20 protein-coding genes are annotated in these 21,184 nt (G+C 59.1%); 16 read left to right on the forward strand and 4 right to left on the reverse strand.

Going from position 1 to position 21,184, the window contains the following annotated elements; genetic code table 11:
- Positions 1-52: 52 nt before the first annotated feature.
- Complete coding sequence (gene plzR / locus AC1RPZ_RS06420) at positions 53-343, reverse strand: PlzR type 4 pili assembly inhibitor (RefSeq protein WP_493135940.1); 291 nt, start codon at positions 341-343, stop codon at positions 53-55.
- Positions 344-757: 414 nt separating this feature from the next.
- On the opposite strand from plzR, the gene argF reads away from it, so the two are divergent.
- Both argF and AC1RPZ_RS06430 read left to right on the forward strand, forming a co-directional pair.
- Positions 758-1,678, forward strand: coding sequence for an ornithine carbamoyltransferase (gene argF / locus AC1RPZ_RS06425; RefSeq protein WP_493135942.1), 921 nt, complete (start codon positions 758-760; stop codon positions 1,676-1,678).
- A complete protein-coding gene (locus AC1RPZ_RS06430; protein WP_493135944.1) occupies positions 1,675-2,784 on the forward strand; it encodes an ABC transporter ATP-binding protein in 1,110 nt (369 codons plus the stop codon). Before argF ends, AC1RPZ_RS06430 begins: the two co-directional genes overlap by 4 nt.
- A 90-nt stretch (positions 2,785-2,874) precedes the next feature.
- Here AC1RPZ_RS06430 and AC1RPZ_RS06435 read toward each other — a convergent pair whose 3' ends face one another.
- Positions 2,875-3,657, reverse strand: coding sequence for a PhzF family phenazine biosynthesis protein (locus AC1RPZ_RS06435; protein ID WP_493135946.1), 783 nt, complete (start codon positions 3,655-3,657; stop codon positions 2,875-2,877).
- A 97-nt stretch (positions 3,658-3,754) separates the two neighbouring features.
- On the reverse strand, positions 3,755-4,225 hold the full coding sequence (gene ybaK, locus AC1RPZ_RS06440; protein ID WP_054593814.1) for a Cys-tRNA(Pro) deacylase: 471 nt from the start codon (positions 4,223-4,225) through the stop codon (positions 3,755-3,757).
- A gap of 370 nt (positions 4,226-4,595) precedes the next feature.
- Here ybaK and AC1RPZ_RS06445 point away from each other — a divergent pair, with 370 nt between their 5' ends.
- The 11 genes from AC1RPZ_RS06445 (at position 4,596) to AC1RPZ_RS06495 (ending at position 17,168) form a co-directional block, all read left to right on the forward strand.
- Positions 4,596-5,447 carry an MIP/aquaporin family protein gene (locus AC1RPZ_RS06445; protein WP_493135948.1) on the forward strand — a complete coding sequence of 284 codons (852 nt, stop codon included), beginning with the start codon at positions 4,596-4,598 and terminating at the stop codon, positions 5,445-5,447.
- Between the two features lie 77 nt (positions 5,448-5,524).
- On the forward strand, positions 5,525-7,030 hold the full coding sequence (gene glpK / locus AC1RPZ_RS06450; protein WP_493135950.1) for a glycerol kinase GlpK: 1,506 nt from the start codon (positions 5,525-5,527) through the stop codon (positions 7,028-7,030).
- A 95-nt stretch (positions 7,031-7,125) separates the two neighbouring features.
- A complete protein-coding gene (locus AC1RPZ_RS06455; protein ID WP_071553568.1) occupies positions 7,126-7,881 on the forward strand; it encodes a DeoR/GlpR family transcriptional regulator in 756 nt (251 codons plus the stop codon).
- A gap of 294 nt (positions 7,882-8,175) precedes the next feature.
- Entirely contained in the window at positions 8,176-9,714 is a 1,539-nt protein-coding gene (gene glpD / locus AC1RPZ_RS06460; protein ID WP_493135952.1) for a glycerol-3-phosphate dehydrogenase, read from the forward strand.
- A 449-nt stretch (positions 9,715-10,163) separates the two neighbouring features.
- Positions 10,164-11,078: a glutamate/aspartate ABC transporter substrate-binding protein gene (locus tag AC1RPZ_RS06465; protein ID WP_493135954.1), complete on the forward strand. Its 915-nt coding sequence runs from the start codon at positions 10,164-10,166 to the stop codon at positions 11,076-11,078.
- Positions 11,079-11,271: 193 nt separating this feature from the next.
- On the forward strand, positions 11,272-12,018 hold the full coding sequence (locus tag AC1RPZ_RS06470; RefSeq protein ID WP_493135956.1) for an amino acid ABC transporter permease: 747 nt from the start codon (positions 11,272-11,274) through the stop codon (positions 12,016-12,018).
- Positions 12,018-12,689, forward strand: coding sequence for an amino acid ABC transporter permease (locus AC1RPZ_RS06475; protein WP_493135958.1), 672 nt, complete (start codon positions 12,018-12,020; stop codon positions 12,687-12,689). Before AC1RPZ_RS06470 ends, AC1RPZ_RS06475 begins: the two co-directional genes overlap by 1 nt.
- The gene (locus AC1RPZ_RS06480) at positions 12,686-13,420 is read left to right on the forward strand and encodes an amino acid ABC transporter ATP-binding protein (RefSeq protein ID WP_401116171.1); all 735 of its coding nucleotides are present in this window, start codon (positions 12,686-12,688) and stop codon (positions 13,418-13,420) included. Before AC1RPZ_RS06475 ends, AC1RPZ_RS06480 begins: the two co-directional genes overlap by 4 nt.
- A gap of 163 nt (positions 13,421-13,583) precedes the next feature.
- On the forward strand, positions 13,584-15,485 hold the full coding sequence (aauS, locus tag AC1RPZ_RS06485; protein WP_493135960.1) for a two-component sensor histidine kinase AauS: 1,902 nt from the start codon (positions 13,584-13,586) through the stop codon (positions 15,483-15,485).
- Positions 15,482-16,810 carry a two-component response regulator AauR gene (gene aauR / locus AC1RPZ_RS06490; protein WP_493135962.1) on the forward strand — a complete coding sequence of 443 codons (1,329 nt, stop codon included), beginning with the start codon at positions 15,482-15,484 and terminating at the stop codon, positions 16,808-16,810. The genes aauS and aauR overlap by 4 nt, the downstream gene beginning before the upstream one ends.
- Before the next feature lie 28 nt (positions 16,811-16,838).
- Positions 16,839-17,168, forward strand: coding sequence for a GlpM family protein (locus tag AC1RPZ_RS06495; RefSeq protein WP_262113433.1), 330 nt, complete (start codon positions 16,839-16,841; stop codon positions 17,166-17,168).
- Between the two features lie 66 nt (positions 17,169-17,234).
- On the opposite strand, the gene AC1RPZ_RS06500 is transcribed toward AC1RPZ_RS06495, so the two are convergent.
- Positions 17,235-18,005 (reverse strand): MipA/OmpV family protein, encoded by a 771-nt coding sequence (locus AC1RPZ_RS06500; protein WP_493135964.1) that lies wholly within the window; start codon positions 18,003-18,005, stop codon positions 17,235-17,237.
- 227 nt (positions 18,006-18,232) lie between these two features.
- Here AC1RPZ_RS06500 and AC1RPZ_RS06505 point away from each other — a divergent pair, with 227 nt between their 5' ends.
- Genes AC1RPZ_RS06505 through AC1RPZ_RS06515 form a run of 3 tightly spaced genes read left to right on the forward strand, consistent with a single transcriptional unit; the run spans position 18,233 to position 21,181 of the window.
- A complete protein-coding gene (locus AC1RPZ_RS06505; protein WP_493135967.1) occupies positions 18,233-18,934 on the forward strand; it encodes an MtnX-like HAD-IB family phosphatase in 702 nt (233 codons plus the stop codon).
- A complete protein-coding gene (locus AC1RPZ_RS06510) occupies positions 18,927-20,321 on the forward strand; it encodes an aspartate aminotransferase family protein (RefSeq protein ID WP_493135969.1) in 1,395 nt (464 codons plus the stop codon). The genes AC1RPZ_RS06505 and AC1RPZ_RS06510 overlap by 8 nt, the downstream gene beginning before the upstream one ends.
- Positions 20,318-21,181, forward strand: a complete 864-nt coding sequence (locus AC1RPZ_RS06515; RefSeq protein ID WP_493135971.1) for an alpha/beta hydrolase — start codon at positions 20,318-20,320, stop codon at positions 21,179-21,181. Before AC1RPZ_RS06510 ends, AC1RPZ_RS06515 begins: the two co-directional genes overlap by 4 nt.
- The last annotated feature ends 3 nt before the right edge of the window (positions 21,182-21,184 follow it).

The raw sequence follows: 21,184 nt of genomic DNA on the forward strand, positions 1-21,184 counted from the left end.
CTGCGCCAGCGACGTTCGTCTTGTGAATCGAGGGCCATCAGGCCCGCCGATATCAGCCCTGCGGAAGCCTGGGCGGCGCTTGCAGCTGGATGTCCTGAATGGTTTCGATCTGCTCCTGGGCAATGTGCACACCCGTGAGCTCGCCGATCAGGCGCCAGTGCTCGTCGAGCCCGGCACTGACGGTGGCCATGCGGTCGATCATCCGTCGACCCGCAGCCTTGGTCACTTCGTCCTCGCTGCGCAGCAACTCAAAGGACATTGAGGTCATGGAAGCGGTCAGGTGGGTCAGGGAGCGCGCCGTGAGCCCGAGTAGCTCCAACAATTGCTGTTCTTTCGATTCCATTCCAAAGGCTTCCTGTGTCGCTCGTGACTTAGTTATAACCCAGCACTTTGCATTAGCAAATGTTTCACGCAAAGGCTGTCTGGATCCTGCCTGCAAACACCCTGGCCGACAGGTTAGAAACCGACTGATACTGCACTTTGCCCGCCCCGCTTGATTGCCAAGGCCCGCGAGGGCAGTGTACAAAGGGGTTGCTGCTGTCAGGAAACAGGCTTCAAAAGCGCTACTGCGGTTATCCCGTAGCCCCTCTGAAATCCCCTAAAAACCGTAGCCCTATTGGTAAGACGCGACATTTAATTATAAGATCGCGCCTTCCCCTATTTCGTCGCCCCGTGCGGCTTACGCCGCAGGTCTCGCCCGTTTTCAGTTAAACAAGGCTTTGAGTATCTGCGGTCTGTTGCAAAAAGGTAGTCAATGATGAGCGCAAGGCACTTTCTCTCCCTGATGGATTGCACGCCCGAAGAGCTGGTCAGCGTGATCCGTCGAGGCATTGAGCTCAAAGACCTGCGTAACCGCGGCGTACTGTTCGAGCCATTGAAAAACCGTGTGCTCGGGATGATCTTCGAGAAATCCTCGACGCGCACCCGGCTGTCATTTGAAGCCGGCATGATCCAGCTTGGTGGCCAGGCGATTTTCCTGTCGCCCCGTGACACCCAACTGGGTCGTGGCGAACCGATCGGCGACTGCGCCATCGTCATGTCGCGCATGCTCGATGCGGTGATGATCCGTACCTTTGCCCACAGCACCCTGACCGAATTCGCCGCCAACTCCCGCGTGCCAGTGATCAACGGCCTGTCCGATGACCTGCACCCGTGCCAGTTGCTGGCCGACATGCAAACCTTTCTCGAACATCGCGGTTCGATTCAGGGCAAGACCGTGGCCTGGATCGGCGACGGCAACAACATGTGCAACAGCTATATAGAAGCCGCCATCCAGTTCGACTTCCAGTTGCGCATCGCCTGCCCTGAAGGCTATGAGCCGAACCCTGAGTTCGTGACCAAGGCCGGCGATCGGGTGACCATCGTCCGTGATCCTCGGGATGCGGTGCTCGGCGCTCATCTGGTCAGCACCGACGTCTGGACCTCCATGGGCCAGGAAGAGGAAACTGCCAAGCGCCTCAAACTGTTCGCGCCATTCCAGGTCAATCGCGCCTTGCTCGATCTGGCCGCCAAGGACGTACTGTTCATGCACTGCCTGCCCGCCCACCGCGGTGAAGAAATCAGCCTCGACCTGCTCGATGACCCGCGCTCGGTCGCCTGGGATCAGGCCGAGAACCGTCTGCATGCGCAAAAGGCCCTGCTCGAGCTTCTCGTTGAGCCTGCATACCACCACGCATGAGTCATTCATTGCTGCTGAACCTGCGCAATCTGGCCTGCGGCTATCAAGACCAGCGAGTTGTCCAGCACCTCAACCTGCACCTCAATGCCGGTGACATCGGCTGCCTGCTCGGCTCGTCCGGCTGCGGCAAGACCACCACCCTGCGTGCGATTGCAGGCTTTGAACCGGTTCACGAAGGGGAAATCCAGCTGGCCGGTGAAACCATCTCCAGCGCCGGTTTCACCCTCGCGCCAGAGAAACGCCGGATCGGCATGGTGTTCCAGGACTACGCGCTGTTCCCGCACCTGAGTGTGGCCGAGAACATTGCCTTTGGCATTCGCAAGCATCCACAGAAAGATCGGGTCACCGAAGAGATGCTTGAACTGGTCAACCTGAAAAACCTCGGCAAGCGCTTCCCCCACGAACTCTCCGGCGGACAGCAACAGCGTGTCGCGCTGGCCCGGGCATTGGCACCGGAACCGCAACTGCTGCTGCTCGACGAGCCGTTCTCCAACCTCGATGGCGAATTACGCCGCAAGCTCAGCCATGAAGTCCGGGACATTCTCAAGGCGCGTGGCACCAGCGCGATTCTGGTGACTCACGACCAGGAAGAAGCCTTTGCCGTCAGCGATCAGGTCGGTGTGTTCAAGGAAGGTCGCCTGGAGCAGTGGGACACGCCTTACAACCTGTACCACGAACCGCAAACACCGTTTGTGGCGAGCTTTATCGGTCAGGGTTATTTCATTCGCGGCCAACTGCAGACCCCGGAATCGGTGCAGACCGAACTGGGCGTGCTGCGCGGTAATCGCACCTATACCTGGCCTACAGGTGGCGCAGTGGATGTATTGCTGCGTCCGGACGACATTGTTTACGCGCCCGGCAGCCCACTGAAGGCACAGATCGTTGGCAAGACCTTTCTGGGTGCATCGACTTTGTATCGCTTGCAGCTACCGACCGGCAGCCAACTGGAATCGATCTTCCCGAGCCATGCGAATCACTTGGTCGGCGCCGATGTCGGAATTCGCGTAGCCGCCGAACACCTGGTGCTGTTCCAGGCATCCGGCAGCACGGCGGCGCATATTCCGGTTGTAGAATCCGGGGTTCGTCGGTACAGCACTGCGCATTGAAGCAATGCAAAAAGATCGCAGCCTGCGGCAGCTCCTACAGAGACGATGTACACCCGTAGGAGCTGCCGAAGGCTGCGATCTTTATGGGTTCTATCCCAACATCAGCGTCCCGCTGGCCACCAGCGTCGCATGACCACCGATTTTCACCCGATCCCCTTCAAAACGGCAGAACAACTCCCCTCCCCGCGCCGAACACTGATACGCCGTCAGACTGGATTTGTCCAAACGCTGCGACCAGTACGGAATCAGACTGCAATGAGTCGAACCGGTGACCGGGTCCTCGTTGATACCGATGGCCGGCGCGAAGTAGCGCGAGACGAAATCATGCCGCGTTCCGCGCGCCGTAATGATTGCGCCAAGCCAAGGCAGCTTCGCCAGCGCGACCATGTCCGGCCGGCAATCGAGCACCGCCTGCTCCGACTCCAGCACCACGAACAATTCCTTGGAACCCAGCACTTCAACCGCCTGCACACCCAGCGCCCGCTCCACATCGAGGGTCACGCCCACTTCGCCCGGTTCGATCGCTGGAAAATTCAGCCATAACCGTTCGCCTTCCCGACTCACACTCAAAGGGCCCGACTTGCTGATGAAGTCCAACCGTTCAACCGGTTCTTTATAGACCTCGAACAACACATAAGCGCTGGCCAACGTCGCATGACCGCACAACGGCACCTCGGTGGTCGGCGTGAACCAGCGGATATGCCAGCCTTGCGCCTCACGCACCACAAAGGCGGTTTCAGCGAGATTGTGTTCAGCGGCGATTTTTTGCATCAGCTCATCGGCGAGCCAGGCGTCGAGCCGATAGACCATTGCCGGATTGCCACTGAACGGTTGGTCGCTGAACGCGTCGACCTGATGAAACGCAAGCTGCATGGGTACTCTCCTTGTTGTAGGTGAGGACGAGGATGCATTAGTCACCGCGCGCCTGACAGAGACAGACCCCGCCGATTTTCACCATACAGCGAGACAGTCAGGCTCGACCGATATCGGCGAATTTGGCCTGGGTATGCTCGGCCAACACCGTCGCCGCCAATTCGACCTCAAGACCACGCCGGCCAGCACTGACGTAGATACTCGCGAAAGGCTGAGCGCTGTTATCGATAAAGGTGCGCAAACGCTTCTTTTGCCCCAATGGACTGATGCCGCCCAGCAAGTAACCGGTCGCCCGTTGCGCTGCGGCGGGATCAGCCATTTCGACTTTTTTCACCCCGGCAGCATGCGCCAGCGCCTTCAAGTCCAGGCTTCCGACGACCGGCACGACGGCCACCAACAACTCTCCCTTCTCACTCGCAGCCAACAGCGTCTTGAACACCTGCGCCGGATCCAGCCCGAGCTTTTCCGCGGCCTCCAAACCGTAGGATGCTGCCTTCGGATCATGTTCATAACTGTGCACGCGATGTTCGGCACGAACTTTTTTCAACAGATCCAATGCGGGGGTCATGGCAGCTCCAAGCCTGGCGATAGAAGAAAAATACTGCGCTGGATTCTAGGTCATCACGGAGCAAAAGGCTCTATTACCGGGCCTATATCCCCAAATGACAGGCAAACACAGGAGAAAATCCAGCGACGCCCCAAGGCCACCAAAATGATCATCCACCTAACTAATAGTTTAAATATGACCAACGGTTCACTTTCGACCTTTGACATCAGCGTTTCTTGTCTATATTTTTTCGAATCTGAATAATGTGCGAACATTTCTACGCAGCACCCGGCAGTAAGCCGAGATCAGGATGGGGATCCTGCCTCGGTGAACATCGCGCTCGAACCCTTTCGAATAAAGCGCCCAACAACAACAAAAAAGGATGTTTCCAATGACAACTGCTCTACAACAACCATCGCTCTCGAGCCAATGCATGGCCGAGTTCCTGGGTACTGCCTTATTGATTTTTTTTGGTACTGGCTGTGTTGCCGCGCTCAAAGTCGCGGGTGCCAGCTTTGGCCTATGGGAAATCAGCATCATCTGGGGGATCGGCGTCAGCATGGCGATCTACCTGACCGCGGGCGTTTCCGGCGCTCACCTGAACCCGGCCGTCAGCATCGCGCTGTGCATTTTCGCCGATTTCGAAAAGCGTAAACTACCGCTCTACATCTTCTCCCAGGTCGCCGGCGCCTTCTGCGCAGCGTTGTTGGTTTACACGCTTTACAGCAACCTGTTCTTCGATTTCGAACAAACTCACCAGATGGTTCGCGGCACACAAGCCAGCCTCGAACTGGCCTCTGTGTTCTCGACCTTCCCGAACCCTGCCCTGTCGACGGGCCAGGCGTTTCTGGTCGAGGTCATCATCACCGCCATCCTGATGGGTGTGATCATGTCCCTGACCGACGACAACAATGGTCTGCCAAAGGGTCCACTGGCGCCGCTGTTGATCGGCCTGCTGATCGCCGTCATTGGTAGCTCGATGGGTCCGCTGACCGGTTTTGCGATGAACCCGGCGCGGGACTTCGGCCCTAAACTGATGACTTTCTTCGCTGGGTGGGGTGAAATTTCCTTCACTGGCGGACGTGATATTCCGTACTTCCTGATTCCGGTTTTTGCACCGATCGTCGGTGCCTGCCTCGGTGCGGCAGCTTATCGCGGGCTGATTGCCCGTCACCTGCCAAGCCCCGTAATTGCTACAAAGGATGCAGAACAGGCCATTGACGGCAAAGCTCGAATTTCTTGAAACCGTCGGCGCGAGGTCCTGCCCAACACCGATCTCGCGCCCCAGCTCACTCCCTTATTTCGTCCAAGGCAATCGACATGACCGACATTCAGAATAAGAACTACATCATTGCCCTCGATCAGGGTACGACCAGCTCCCGGGCGATCATTTTCGACCGTGACGCCAACGTGGTCTGCACTGCACAACGCGAATTCGCCCAGCATTACCCACAAGCCGGTTGGGTCGAACACGACCCGATGGAAATCTTCGCCACCCAAAGCGCCGTGATGGTCGAGGCCCTGGCGCAAGCCGGCCTGCATCACGATCAGGTGGCGGCCATCGGCATCACCAACCAGCGTGAAACCACTGTGGTCTGGGACAAGACCACCGGCCGGCCGATCTACAACGCAATCGTCTGGCAGTGCCGCCGCAGCACCGAGATCTGCCAGCAGCTCAAACGCGATGGCCACGAGCAGTACATCAGCGACACCACTGGCTTGGTCACCGACCCGTACTTCTCCGGCACAAAACTCAAGTGGATCCTCGACAACGTTGAAGGTAGCCGCGAACGCGCACGCAAAGGTGAGCTGCTGTTCGGCACCGTCGACAGCTGGCTGATCTGGAAATTTACCGGCGGCAAGACCCACGTCACCGACTACACCAACGCCTCGCGCACCATGCTCTTCAACATCCACACTCTGGAGTGGGACGCGAAGATGCTCGAGGTGCTGGACATCCCGCGCGAGATGCTCCCGGAGGTCAAGTCGTCGTCGGAAATCTATGGCTATACCAAGAGCGGCATCGCCATTGGCGGCATCGCTGGCGACCAACAAGCCGCACTGTTCGGCCAGATGTGCGTTGAACCGGGCCAGGCGAAAAACACCTACGGCACCGGCTGTTTCCTGCTGATGAACACCGGCGACAAAGCCGTGAAATCCAGGCACGGCATGCTCACCACCATCGCCTGCGGCCCACGCGGCGAAGTCGCCTATGCACTGGAAGGCGCGGTATTCAATGGCGGTTCCACCGTTCAGTGGCTGCGTGACGAGCTGAAGATCATCAACGACGCCCACGACACCGAATACTTCGCCAACAAGGTCAAGGACAGCAACGGCGTGTACCTGGTGCCCGCCTTCACCGGCCTCGGCGCTCCGTACTGGGATCCGTATGCCCGTGGTGCGCTGTTCGGTCTGACTCGTGGTGTACGCGTGGATCACATCATTCGTGCAGCACTGGAGTCGATTGCCTACCAGACCCGCGACGTACTCGACGCCATGCAACAGGACTCCGGCGAACGCCTCAAGGCCCTGCGCGTAGACGGCGGAGCGGTCGCGAACAACTTCCTGATGCAATTCCAGGCCGACATCCTCGGCACCAAGGTCGAACGCCCGCAAATGCGTGAAACCACCGCACTCGGCGCTGCCTATCTGGCCGGCCTGGCCTGCGGTTTCTGGGGCAGCCTGGATGAACTGCGCGGCAAGGCAGTGATCGAGCGCGAGTTCGATCCACAACTGGATGAAGCCGCGAAGGAAAAACTCTACGCTGGCTGGAAAAAAGCGGTCAGCCGCACCCGTGACTGGGAACCACACGAAGGCGCTGAATAAGCCAAGTAGCGGATTCGTATCGGTATGTAACTGGTAGGGAGCAGATTCGTACGGCATCATGGGCAAATTTTGCACGGCAGCCCAAAGGAAGCCCCATGAATCTGCCTCCCCGTCAGCAGCAAATCCTCGAACTGGTCCGCGAACGCGGTTACGTCAGTATCGAGGAAATGGCTCAGCTGTTCGTCGTTACACCGCAGACCATCCGCCGCGATATCAACCAATTGGCGGAAGTGAATTTGTTGCGTCGCTATCATGGCGGCGCAGCTTACGATTCAAGTGTCGAAAACACCGCCTACGCCATGCGCGCCGATCAGATGCGCGATGAAAAACAGCGCATCGCCGAAGCGATCGCCGCACAGATCCCCGATCACGCCTCGCTGTTCATCAACATCGGTACTACCACCGAATCCATCGCCCGGGCGCTGCTCAATCACAGCCAGCTCAAGGTGATCACCAACAACCTGCACGTTGCCTCGATCCTCAGCGCCAAGGATGACTTCGAAGTCCTGCTGGCCGGTGGCAACGTACGCCGTGATGGCGGCGTGGTGGGTCAAGCCTGCGTCGACTTCATCAACCAGTTCAAGGTCGACTTCGCACTGGTCGGCATCAGCGGTATCGATGAAGACGGCAGCCTGCTCGACTTCGACTACCAGGAAGTGCGGGTCTCCCAGGCGATCATCGCCAATGCCCGGCAAGTCTTGCTGGCGGCAGACTCCAGCAAGTTCGGCCGCAACGCCATGGTCCGCCTGGGACCGATCAGCCTGATCGACTGCCTGGTGACCGACCACGCGCCAGTGCCGGCATTGGCGCAACTGCTGAGTCAGCACAAGATTCGGCTGGAAGTGGTTTAACTCCTCCCCCGAGATTTTCGCCGCCTATACCGACGCCATCGCGAGCAAGCTCGCTCCCACAGGGTCCGCGCAATCCCTGTGGGAGCGAGCTTGCTCGCGAATACGGCCGCCCATTCACCGCACCTTCCGCGCCCTACCGAGGGCCTGAATGTTCGAAAATTTTCCTTTCCTCTCCCTTCGATCAGTATTTTCAATCGGAGTCGACTGGTCGCACCCGGCTTTATGCGTTACCATTTTCGCAAATGAACATTAATGTTCGAATTCAAATACCAAAAGAATGACCGAGGCCAGCCGATGCCCACTTCAACCTTGCCTATGCCTCCTCTTGCCGAGGTCTACGATATCGCTGTCATTGGCGGTGGGATTAACGGTGTGGGGATTGCAGCGGATGCCGCCGGCCGCGGTCTTTCGGTGTTCCTTTGCGAAAAAGACGATCTGGCCAGTCACACCTCGTCCGCCAGCAGCAAGCTGATCCACGGCGGCCTGCGCTACCTCGAACATTACGAATTCCGCCTGGTGCGTGAAGCCCTGGCCGAGCGTGAAGTGCTGCTGGCCAAAGCCCCGCACATCGTCAAGCAGATGCGTTTCGTGCTGCCGCATCGCCCGCACCTGCGTCCGGCATGGATGATTCGCGCCGGCCTGTTCCTCTATGACAATCTTGGCAAGCGGGAAAAGCTCGCCGGCTCCAAAAGCCTGAAGTTCGGTGCCGACAGCGTGCTGAAAAGCGAAATCACCAAAGGCTTCGAATACTCCGACTGCTGGGTCGACGACGCCCGCCTGGTGGTATTGAACGCCATGGCCGCCCGCGAAAAAGGTGCCCATGTCCACACCCAGACCCGCTGCGTCAGCGCCCGTCGTAGCAAAGGCCTGTGGGAGCTGAACCTGGAACGCGCCGATGGCAGCCTGTTCTCGATCCGCGCCAAGGCGCTGGTGAACGCCGCCGGCCCATGGGTCGCCAAATTCATTCGCGATGACCTGAAGATGGAATCGCCTTACGGCATACGTCTGATTCAGGGCAGCCACCTGATCGTGCCGAAACTGTACGAAGGCGAACACGCGCACATCTTGCAGAACGAAGACCAGCGCATCGTGTTCACCATTCCGTACCTCAATCAATTCACCCTGATCGGCACCACGGACCGCGAGTACACCGGCGATCCGGCGAAAGTCGCCATCACCGAAGGCGAGACCGACTACCTGCTCAAGGTGGTCAACGCGCACTTCAAGAAACAAGTCAGCCGTAGCGACATCTTGCACAGCTATTCCGGTGTTCGTCCGCTGTGCAACGACGAATCCGACAATCCTTCGGCCGTGACCCGCGATTACACCCTGGCGCTGTCCGGCAGCGCTGAAGAAGCCCCGCTGCTGTCGGTGTTCGGTGGCAAGCTGACCACCTACCGCAAGCTGGCCGAGTCGGCCATGGCGCAGCTGGCACCGTACTTCAAGGGCATCAAGCCAAGCTGGACCGCTCAGGCGACCCTGCCGGGCGGTGAAGACATGACCACGCCGCAGGCGTTGAGTGCGTTGATTCGCGACAAGTTCGACTGGCTGCCGACGGAAATCGCCCGGCGCTGGGCCACCACCTACGGCAGCCGCACCTGGCGCATGCTCGAAGGTGTGCAGAGCCTGAACGACATGGGCGAACACCTGGGTGGCGGTCTCTACACCCGCGAAGTCGATTACCTGTGCAGCGAAGAATGGGCAACCACCGCGCACGACATTCTTTGGCGTCGTAGCAAACTGGGTTTGTTCACCACCCCGGACGAACAGCAGAAGCTGGCGGACTACCTGAGCAAGGTCGAACAGAACCGCAGCAAGATCGAAGCAGCCTGATCGGTAATCCGATTCAACGAAAGCCCCTGAATCTCACGATTCAGGGGCTTTTTGCATTCTGATGCACATCACAAATCCACTGTGGGAGCGAGCTTGCTCGCGATAGCGGTGTGTCAGGCAACCTCAATGCTGGATGTGCCGACCTCATCGCGAGCAAGCTCGCTCCCACAGGGTATTCGGTGACCGGGGGATTGTATTCGGTTTTCCGAACGCGACTCTTCGGTCGATTCGGTAAACCGGATAATCCGCCTTGAAAACCAACGCCATAAATATTTAATTTCTTTTAAAATCAATATCTTGATTGAAGCAACCTGGCCTGGCACGAGTCATGCTCTACACTCTGGGACGAATGTCTGATGTACCAACACTTCAGGAGCCGTCAAGGCATTCCGCAGTACATAAGGGCCGATGAACTGGCTCCATATAAAAACAATGTTGAGGAAAATTTGATGCGTATCGTTCCCCATATCCTGGGCGCAGCCATTGCTGCCGCACTGATCAGCATGCCAGTTTTCGCCGCCGAACTCACCGGCACCCTGAAGAAGATCAAAGAGTCCGGCACCATTACTCTGGGGCATCGCGACGCTTCTATTCCGTTTTCCTACATTGCAGACGCTTCCGGCGTACCGGTCGGCTACTCCCACGATATTCAGCTGAAAATCGTCGAAGCCATCAAAAAAGACCTGGACATGCCGAACCTGAAGGTCAAGTACAACCTGGTCACCTCGCAAACCCGTATCCCACTGGTGCAGAACGGCACTGTGGACGTCGAGTGCGGCTCCACCACCAACAACGTCGAGCGTCAGCAACAAGTTGACTTCTCCGTTGGCATCTTTGAAATCGGCACCAAGCTGCTGTCGAAAAAAGACTCGACCTACAAAGACTTCGCTGACCTCAAAGGCAAGAACGTCGTGACCACCGCCGGCACCACGTCCGAGCGTATTCTGAAGTCGATGAACGCCGACAAGCAGATGGGCATGAACGTTATCTCCGCCAAGGACCACGGCGAATCCTTCCAGATGCTGGAATCGGGCCGCGCTGTCGCGTTCATGATGGACGACGCGCTGCTGGCCGGTGAAATGGCCAAGGCCAAGAAGCCGACCGACTGGGCCGTGACCGGTACTGCACAGTCCTACGAAATCTACGGTTGCATGGTCCGCAAGGGCGACGAGCCGTTCAAGAAAGCTGTGGATGACGCCATTGTCGCGACCTACAAGTCCGGCGAGATCAACAAGATCTACGAAAAGTGGTTCATGCAGCCAATCCCGCCAAAAGGCCTGAACCTGATGTTCCCGATGAGCGACGAGCTCAAGGCCCTGATCGCCAATCCGACCGACAAAGCGGCTGACGAAAAGAAATCCTGATTTCTGACTAACCTTACCTCCTGACAGGGCCCGCGCCCTTTCGGGAGGCTGTCACTACCTGCTGGCACTTTTTGGAAACACTCGAACCGGTGGTTGTCGAGCCGATCGCGTGTGCCTGACCGTCGAGGTCAGAAGGGAACGGAGCTTCCCCAGGCGGGCACTTGTACATCGATCGATCTGAGGGGAGACCCTAATGAATTACAACTGGGATTGGGGCGTGTTCTTCAAGTCCACCGGCGTGGGCAGCGAGACCTATCTCGACTGGTACGCCACAGGTTTGGGCTGGACCATCGCCATCGCCGTCGTGGCCTGGATCGTCGCGTTGCTGCTGGGCTCCGTGCTCGGCGTCATGCGCACGGTGCCGAACCGCGTGGTGTCGGGCATCGCCACCTGCTACGTGGAACTGTTCCGTAACGTGCCGCTGCTGGTTCAGCTGTTCATCTGGTACTTCCTGGTGCCCGACCTGCTGCCCGAGAACCTGCAACAGTGGTACAAACAGGACCTCAACCCGACCACCTCGGCCTACCTGAGCGTTGTCGTGTGCCTGGGCCTGTTCACCGCCGCCCGAGTCTGCGAGCAAGTGCGCACCGGCATCCAGGCGTTGCCACGTGGCCAGGAATCGGCCGCCCGCGCCATGGGCTTCAAGCTGCCGCAAATCTACTGGAACGTGCTGCTGCCCCAAGCCTACCGGATCATCATTCCGCCGCTGACCTCGGAATTCCTGAACGTTTTCAAGAACTCCTCCGTAGCCTCGCTGATCGGCCTGATGGAACTGCTCGCGCAGACCAAACAGACCGCCGAGTTCTCTGCCAACCTGTTCGAAGCCTTCACCCTGGCGACCCTGATCTACTTCACCCTGAACATGAGCCTGATGTTGCTGATGCGCATGGTCGAGAAGAAAGTCGCGGTGCCTGGCCTGATTTCTGTGGGGGGTAAATAATGGACCTCGATTTCAGTGGAATCGTCCATGCCGTCCCCGGCATGTGGAACGGCATGGTCATGACCCTGCAACTGATGGTGCTCGGCGTCGTTGGCGGGCTCATCCTGGGCACTATCCTGGCGTTGATGCGTCTGTCCCACAGCAAACTGCTGTCGAACATCGCCGGCACCTACGTGAACTACTTCCGCTCGATCCCGCTGCTGCTGGTGATCACCTGGTTCTACCTGGCGGTACCGTTCGTGCTGCGCTGGATCACCGGCGAAGACACGCCGATCGGCGCGTTCACCTCGTGCATCGTGGCCTTCATGATGTTCGAAGCGGCGTACTTCTGCGAAATCGTCCGTGCCGGTGTGCAGTCGATTCCCAAAGGTCAGATGGGCGCAGCCCAGGCGTTGGGCATGAGCTACGGCCAGATGATGCGCCTGATCATCCTGCCGCAAGCGTTTCGCAAGATGACGCCGCTGTTGCTGCAACAAAGCATCATCCTGTTTCAGGACACCTCGCTGGTCTACACCGTCGGCCTGGTGGACTTCCTCAATGCTTCGCGGGCCAGTGGCGACATCATCGGCCGCTCCAATGAGTTCCTGATCATCGCAGGTCTCGTGTACTTCACAATCAGCTTTGCCGCCTCGCGGCTGGTCAAGCAACTGCAAAAAAGGTTTGCCGTATGATTTCTATCAAGAACGTCAACAAGTGGTATGGCGACTTCCAGGTACTGACTGATTGCAGCACCGAGGTCAAAAAAGGCGAAGTGATTGTGGTGTGCGGGCCGTCCGGCTCCGGTAAATCCACCCTGATCAAATGCGTCAACGCCCTGGAACCGTTCCAGAAAGGCGACGTGGTGGTCGATGGCACCTCCATCGCCGACCCGAAGACCGACCTGCCGAAACTGCGTTCGCGCGTCGGCATGGTGTTCCAGCATTTCGAACTGTTCCCGCACCTGACCATCACCGAAAACCTGACCATCGCGCAGATCAAGGTGTTGGGCCGCAGCAAAGAAGAAGCCACCAAAAAAGGCCTGCAACTGCTTGAGCGCGTCGGTCTCTCGGCTCACGCTCACAAGCACCCGGGCCAGCTCTCCGGTGGCCAGCAACAGCGTGTGGCGATTGCCCGCGCGCTGGCCATGGACCCGATCGTCATGCTGTTCGACGAACCGACCTCGGCGCTGGACCCGGAAATGGTCAACGAAGTGCTGGACGTGATGGTGCAACTGGCCCACGAAGGCATGACCATGATGTGCGTGACCCACGAAATGGGTTTCGCTCGCAAGGTGGCGGACCGGGTGATCTTCATGGACCAGGGCAAGATCATCGAAGACTGCAAGAAAGAAGAGTTCTTCGGTGACATCAACGCCCGCTCCGACCGTGCGCAGCATTTCCTTGAGAAGATTCTGCAGCACTGATAACAGCACCGCCCCACCCTGTGGGAGCGGGCTTGCTCGCGAAGAGGCCATCACCTTCAACATCGATGTTGGCTGATACACCGCTTTCGCGAGCAAGTCCGCTCCCACACTGGATCGGTGGTGATCTGGAGATTTGTGTTGTGGTTGACCCAAGGCATCTGTGATGAAATGCGACCCCACTCTCTATCGCGCAGCAAAGCCATCACTTGCCGTGAAACCCCGTCTGATTCGCCATCTGTTTCTGCCACCGCTGGTCATCTTGTTGATGGTCGGGCTGGGCTATGTCGGCTTCTGGGTCAGCGAACACTACGGAATTCGCAGCCTCAGCGAGAACGGTCAACGTCAGCTGGAACTGCACGCCCGTGCGGTCGAAAGCGAGATCAGCAAATACACCTATCTGCCCAGCCTGCTGGAACTCGAATCGAGTGTTTCAGAGCTGCTGGCCGACCCGTCGCCTGAACACCGGCAAGCGGTCAATGACTACCTCGAAGGCCTGAACCGGCGCAGCCGCAGTCGGGCGATCTACGTGATGGACACCACCGGTCGGGTGCTGGCGACCAGCAACTGGCGTGATGTCGACAGCTACCTGGGTGAAGACCTGTCCTTCCGTGCCTATTTCCAGAATGCCGTCCGCGGCCAGCCGGGGCGGTTCTACGGCATCGGCAGCACCAACGGCGAACCCGGTTACTACCTGGCCCATGGCCTGGAAGAGCAAGGCAAAATCATCGGCGTCGCGGTGGTCAAAGTCCGCCTCGAAGCCATGGAAGAACGCTGGCAGCGTGCACGCCTGGAAGCCTTCGTCAGCGACGAGAATGGCATCATCATTTTGTCCAGCGATCCGGCGCGCCGGCTCAAATCGGTTCGCCCGCTCAGCGACGACACCAAAGAACGCCTGGCCCGCAGCCTGCAATATTACTGGTACCCGCTCAACGAACTGGAACCGCTGGCCCGTGAGCGACTGTCCGAAGGCGTGGAAAAAATCACCTTCCCGGCCAACGCCGAGCTGGTCTCGGATGAACAGGAAATCAGCTACCTGTCGCAGACCCGACCGTTGAGCGATACACCGTGGAATTTCACCCTGCTCACACCGCTCCAGGATTTGCGCCGTGAAGCGATCAATCAGGGCATTCTCGTCGCTGTGGCCTTCGCACTGGTGGCGTTCCTGCTGATCGCCTGGAACGAACGGCGCAAAGTCATCGCCACCCGCCTCGCCGCCCGTGAAGCGCTGCAAGAAGCCAACAGCCAGCTGGAACGCAAGATCACCGAGCGCACCACCGACCTGCGCGCCAGCAACGAACGCCTGAAAAGCCAGATCCGCGAACGGCGCCAGGCCGAAGAAACCCTGCGTCGGGCCCAGGATGAACTGGTCCAGGCCGGCAAACTCGCGGCCATCGGCCAGATGTCCACCAGCATTGCCCACGAATTGAACCAACCGCTGGCCGCGTTGCGCACCTTGTCCGGCAATACCGTGCGCTTTCTTGAGCGCGGTCAGCTGGACATCGCCAGTGCCAACCTGAAAACCATCAACGAACTGATCGACCGCATGGGCCGGATCACTGCCAGCCTGCGCTCCTTTGCCCGGCGCGGTGACGACCAGGGCCAGGCCAGCCTCGGCAAAGCGGTAGAGGCGGCCTTGCAGTTGCTCGGTGCGCGCCTTGAAAGCGCTCATTTGCTGCTGCACCGCGAGTTCAGCGATGTGCAAGTACAGATCGACCAGACCCGCCTGGAACAGATCCTGGTCAACCTGATCGGCAACGCGCTGGACGCCATGCAAGCGCAGCCACTGCCCGAACTGTGGCTGGAGGGTGACGTCGTCGACGGCAAATATCGCCTGCGTGTACGCGACAACGGCCACGGTATCGACGCCGAAACCCGCAAGCACTTGTTCGAACCTTTCTTTACCACCAAACCCGGCGAACAGGGCCTGGGCCTCGGCCTGACCCTGTCGGCGAGCCTGGCCGCCGCCACCGGCGGTCACCTCGGTGTCGAACACCCGGCCTGCGGTGGTACCGCTTTCGTCCTCAGTTTACCGTTGGTAAGCCCCCTTCCCGCCGAGCCGATATGAACAACGACCTTAGTGTGCTGATCGTCGAAGACGATCCCCATGTCCTGCTCGGTTGCCAGCAGGCCCTGGCCCTGGAAGATATTCCCTGTGAAGGCGTCGGTAGCGCTGAAGAGGCACTGGCGCGGGTCGGCGACAACTTCGCCGGGATCGTCATCAGCGACATTCGCCTGCCGGGTATCGATGGCCTGGAGCTGCTAAACCGGCTCAAGGCGCGCGATCGCAGTCTGCCAGTGGTGCTGATCACCGGCCATGGCGACATCTCGATGGCGGTCGGCGCGATGCAAAAAGGCGCCTACGACTTCATGGAGAAACCGTTCTCCCCCGAACGCCTGGTCGATGTCGCGCGCCGTGCCCTGGAGCAACGCAGCCTGGCCCGCGAAGTGACCTCCTTGCGTCGGCAACTGGCCGAACGCGACTCCCTTGAGGGGCGGATCATCGGCCGCTCACCCGCCATGCAGCACCTGCGCGAGCTGATCGCCAACGTCGCCGACACCTCGGCCAACGTGCTGATCGAAGGCGAGACAGGCACCGGCAAGGAGTTGGTCGCGCGTTGCCTGCACGACTTCAGTCGCCGTCACTCGCAGCAATTCGTCGCGCTGAACTGCGGTGGTCTACCGGAGAACCTCTTCGAAAGCGAAATCTTCGGTCACGAAGCGAATGCGTTTACCGGTGCCGGAAAACGGCGAATCGGCAAGATCGAACACGCCAACGGCGGCACGCTGTTCCTCGACGAAGTAGAAAGCATGCCACTGCCGTTGCAAATCAAATTGCTGCGGGTCTTGCAGGAACGCACGCTGGAGCGGCTCGGCTCGAACCAGAGCGTCGCGGTCGACTGCCGGGTGATCGCAGCAACCAAGTCCGACCTCGACGATTTGAGCAAAGCCGGCCAGTTCCGCAGCGACCTGTATTACCGCTTGAACGTGGTGACCCTGGAACTGCCGCCGCTGCGTGAACGCCGTGAAGACATCCTGCAATTGTTCGAACACTTCCTGCAGCAATCGTCCCTGCGCTTTGACCGCACGCTGCCTGAACTGGACAACCAGACCCTGTCGACCCTGATGAGCCACGACTGGCCCGGCAATGTGCGCGAACTGCGCAACGTCGCCGAGCGTTTTGCCCTCGGCTTGCCAGCCTTCAAGAAATCCGGCAGCGGTGGCGCCGCCCAAGGCCTGGCATTCTCCGAAGCGGTGGAAGCCTTCGAGCGCAACCTGCTCAATGACGCCTTGCAGCGCAGCGGCGGCAACCTGACCCAGGCCAGCCTGGAACTGGGCATGGCCAAGACCACGCTCTTTGACAAGGTCAAGAAATACGGGCTGAGCCACTAACCCGAAATCGAGAATACCCGTGGATCTACTGTTGAAAGCTGCACTGGGCGCCGCCGTGGTGGTGATACTCGCCTTCCTCGCCAAGACCCGAAACTATTACATCGCAGGCTTGGTGCCGCTATTTCCGACCTTTGCGCTGATCGCCCATTACATCGTCGGCAAGGGCCGTTCGCTGGACGACCTGAAGACCACCATCGTGTTTGGCATGTGGTCGATCATTCCGTATTTCGTTTACCTGGCGACCTTGTATGTCATGGTCGATCGGCTGCGACTGGAGGCATCGCTGGCGGTGGCTGCGGTTGCGTGGCTGATGGCGGCGACGGTGTTGGTCAGTGTCTGGGTGCGTATTCACGCCTGATAACGTGTCGCGCTGCAAAAGATCATCCGAACGCAGCCCGAACCTTCGGCAGCTCCGGTCATTGATTCAATTGAATTTGTAGCTGATCGCCGCCTGCACTTCGGCCTGGTTCACGCGGCCTTCTTGCTTGACGATACTGCTGTCCGCCGCGGAGTTGGTCAGGTGAGTCCAGGTGGCACTGGTCACCAGCGACCACTGTGCTACCAGCGGGAACTCGAAGCTCTGGGTCAACGCCACATTCTGCAAGCCGCCACTGGCCTTGTACGGACGGAACTCCGAATCCCGGGCATCTTTGTTAGAAACGCCAAAGAACGTCTGAGTCTGCCGGCCATCGGCAAATTTCGCGGCCAGTTCGCTACTGCCAATGATCCCCAGCCCCAGCGGATAACCCACTTCCCCGCCCACACGACCGAGCACACCACCCTGGCCGCGATTAGCACCCACGGTATGGCCGACGAAAGCGAAAATTCGCCAGAAATCAGCCGGGCTGTACTGAACGAAGCCACCGGCATCGCCCATGGCCGACACATTGTGCAGGCCCCGCAGCGTGCCGTTGGAATTGCGTCCAGGAATGTAATTGATAAACGGCCCGGCGCTGAAACCGTTGGCTTTCACGGCGCTCCAGGTCAAACCGTCGTCGGTGCTGAGGCTGACATCGCCCCAGTCCAGATCAAAGTAAGGCACCGGCACGACTTCATAACGACTGCCGCTGGGATCATAAGGCTGAGAGCTCACGCCGAGACCGGCCTCACCGGTTATTCCGGCCGCCTGCGCGGTGGCGCAAAAGCCGCCCAGGCACAGCAGGACAGCAAATACGACAGAGGTAATCCTGAACATAGAACGATTCCTTAGCAGTACATGCGCGCATCAATCCCCAGGTCGATTTTCCCGCGCCTGCACTCATGTTGTTTGTAGCGACCTACAAAAATTGTAGCTCGGCGGACACATTTTCCGCACAGCATACCCCAGAGCCCCAGCCTACAGGGCGTGAAACAACTTGGCACACTCCCTGCTCTACCCCGTTGCAAGCGCAACAGCGCGCCCCTGCCCAATAGGTAATGCAGATGATTGACTGGCATATCGTGTGTGATTTCGACGGGACCATCACCCGCACCGACGTGATCGACAGCATCCTCCAACGTTTCGCCGACCCAAGCTGGGAAGCGATCGAGGACGAGTGGCTGAGCGGTGCTATCGGTTCGCGTGAATGCCTCAGCCGCCAGCTATCGCTGGTCAAGGCCTCCCCCGCCGAGCTGCTCGAGTTCTTCGACAGCGTCGAGATCGACGCCGACTTTCCGGATTTCGTCGACCACGTGGTCGGTCTCGGTGCTTCCCTGGAAGTGGTCAGTGACGGCATCGAGCAAGGCATCGCGCGAATTCTGGCACGCAACTACGTCAGCCTGCTGCCGATCCTCGCCAACCGTCTGCGTCAGGTCGACCACAACAGCTGGCGCATCGACTTTCCGTATTCGAGCGACGCCTGCCGTGCCGCCTCCGGCAACTGCAAATGCAAATCCACCCCCAGCAGCAAACGCGTGCTGGTGATCGGTGACGGCCAGTCCGACATGTGCGTGGCGTCCACTGCCGACTTCGTTTTCGCCAAGGACCGTCTGGCTGAACATTGCGAGCGCAATGGCATCGCCTACGCCCGCTTCGACAGCTTCGCCGAAATTCCCGCCTTGCTGGCCAAACTGCCAAACGGCAGCGCCGCCAACGCCACCTCCTTCAATATTGATGAACAGCAGGAACTCTTCCACCATGTCTGATATCCGAATCGCTACGCCAGAAGACCAGATCCTTCTGGACAAAGAAGCCAAGTACTGCTCCTACGGCGACACCGTTCACTACATCGATCCGCCGCGTATTTTCAGCCGTTGCGAAGGCTCCTACGTCTGGGACACCGAAGATCAGGCTTACCTCGACCTGCAAATGTGGTACTCGGCGGTCAACTTCGGTTACGCCAACCCACGCCTGAACAACGCCCTGAAACAACAGATCGACACCCTGCCGCAAATCGCCAGCCAGTACCTGCACAAAGGCAAGATCGAGCTGTCGGAAATGATCGCGGTCGACGCCAAGAACAAGTTCGGCCTCGACGGTCGCGTGCACTTCAACGTCGGCGGTTCGCAGTCCATCGAAGACTCGTTGAAAGTGGTGCGTAACGCCACCAACGGCAAAAGCCTGATGTTCGCCTTCGAAGGCGGCTACCACGGCCGTACCCTCGGCGCCTCGTCGATCACCTCGAGCTACCGCTACCGTCGCCGCTACGGTCACTTCGGTGAGCGTGCCAACTTCATCCCGTTCCCGTACCACTTCCGTGGCCCGAAAGGCATGACCAAGGAAGAATACGGCAGCCAGTGCGTGCAGCAATTCGCCCGTCTGTTCGAGACCGAATACAACGGCGTCTGGGACCCGAAAACCAACCAGTGCGAATACGCAGCCTTCTACGTCGAGCCAATCCAGGGCACCGGCGGCTACGTGATCCCGCCGATGAACTTCTACAGCGAACTCAAGCAAGTGCTGGATCAGCACGGCATCCTGATGGTCGTCGACGAAATCCAGATGGGCTTCTGGCGTACCGGCAAGCTGTGGTCGATCGAACACTTCGACGTCAAACCGGACGTGATCGTCTTCGGTAAGGCGCTGACCAACGGCCTCAACCCACTGGGCGGCATCTGGGCTCGCGAAGAGCTGATCAACCCGAAGGTTTTCCCGCCAGGCTCGACTCACTCCACCTTCGCCTCCAACCCGCTGGGTACGGCGGTCGGTCTGGAAATGTTCAAAATGACCCACGAAGTCGACTACGGCTCGATGGTCATGGCCAAGGGCAAATACTTCCTGGACGGTCTGCAGGACCTGCAGAAACGCTACCCGATCATCGGCGACGTCGACGGCCTGGGCCTGGCACTGCGCTGCGAAATCTGTGGCCCGGACGGTTTCACTCCGGACAAGGCCACCCTGGACTTCATGGTTGATGAAGGCATGAAGGGCGACATCGAAATCGACGGCAAGCGTCTGGGCCTGATTCTCGATGTGGGCGGCTACTACAAGAACGTCATCACCCTGGCTCCATCGCTGGAAATCAGCTACGCGGAAATCGATCTGGGCATCGCCCTGCTCGACCGCCTGCTTGACCGGGCCATGAAACGATGAACCAAACAGAGATCGATCTCGGCGAAGGTAGTACCGGTTTCGTTCTCGGCAGTGGCGAGGTCGCGGTGTTGTTGATCCACGGCCTGACCGGCACCCCGACGGAGTTGCGTCGGGTTGCCATCGGCCTGGCCAAATCGGGTTGCACGGTGTACGTGCCAACCCTGGCCGGGCACTGCGGTGACAACACCGACCTGCAAGCCACTGGCTGGCAGGACTGGTACGAAGGTGTACGCAAGACGTTCGTGGGCATACGCCAGCGGCACGAGCAGGTGTTCGTCGGCGGTCTGTCCATGGGCGCGGTCATGTCCATGTACGTCGCCTCCGAGCATCCGGGGCAGGTCGCCGGCCTGCTGATGTATTCAACCACCCTGCGCTACGACGGCTGGAACATCCACAAGTTGGCGTTCCTGACCCCCTTGCTGATGAAGATTCCATTCGGCGTGAACATCTGCAGCTTCGAAGAAACGCCGCCCTATGGCATCAAGAACGAGCGTCTGCGGGCGATCGTCGAACGCCAGATGAAGGACGGCGAAAGCAGCAATGCCGGGCTGTTGACCATGGAAGGCGTCACCGTGCGCGAATTGCACCGGATGAATGCCGTGGTCAAGAAACGCATGCCGTCGATCAAGACACCGGCTCTGGTGCTGCATTCCATCGAGGACGACATCACCAGCCGCTGGAACGCCGATTACGTCGAACGCCATCTCGGCGGCCCGGTCACCAAGGTCCTGCTGGACAACTGCTATCACATGATCACGGTCGACCTGGAGTATCGCCGCGTTGTGGATCTGAGCGCGGACTTTGTCCACCAGCTTTCCATGAAGCCGGGCGAGCGTGAAGAGTATCGACAGCTGGCGTAGCTT

The organism is Pseudomonas sp. GW822-FHT02D10 (assembly GCF_058802345.1).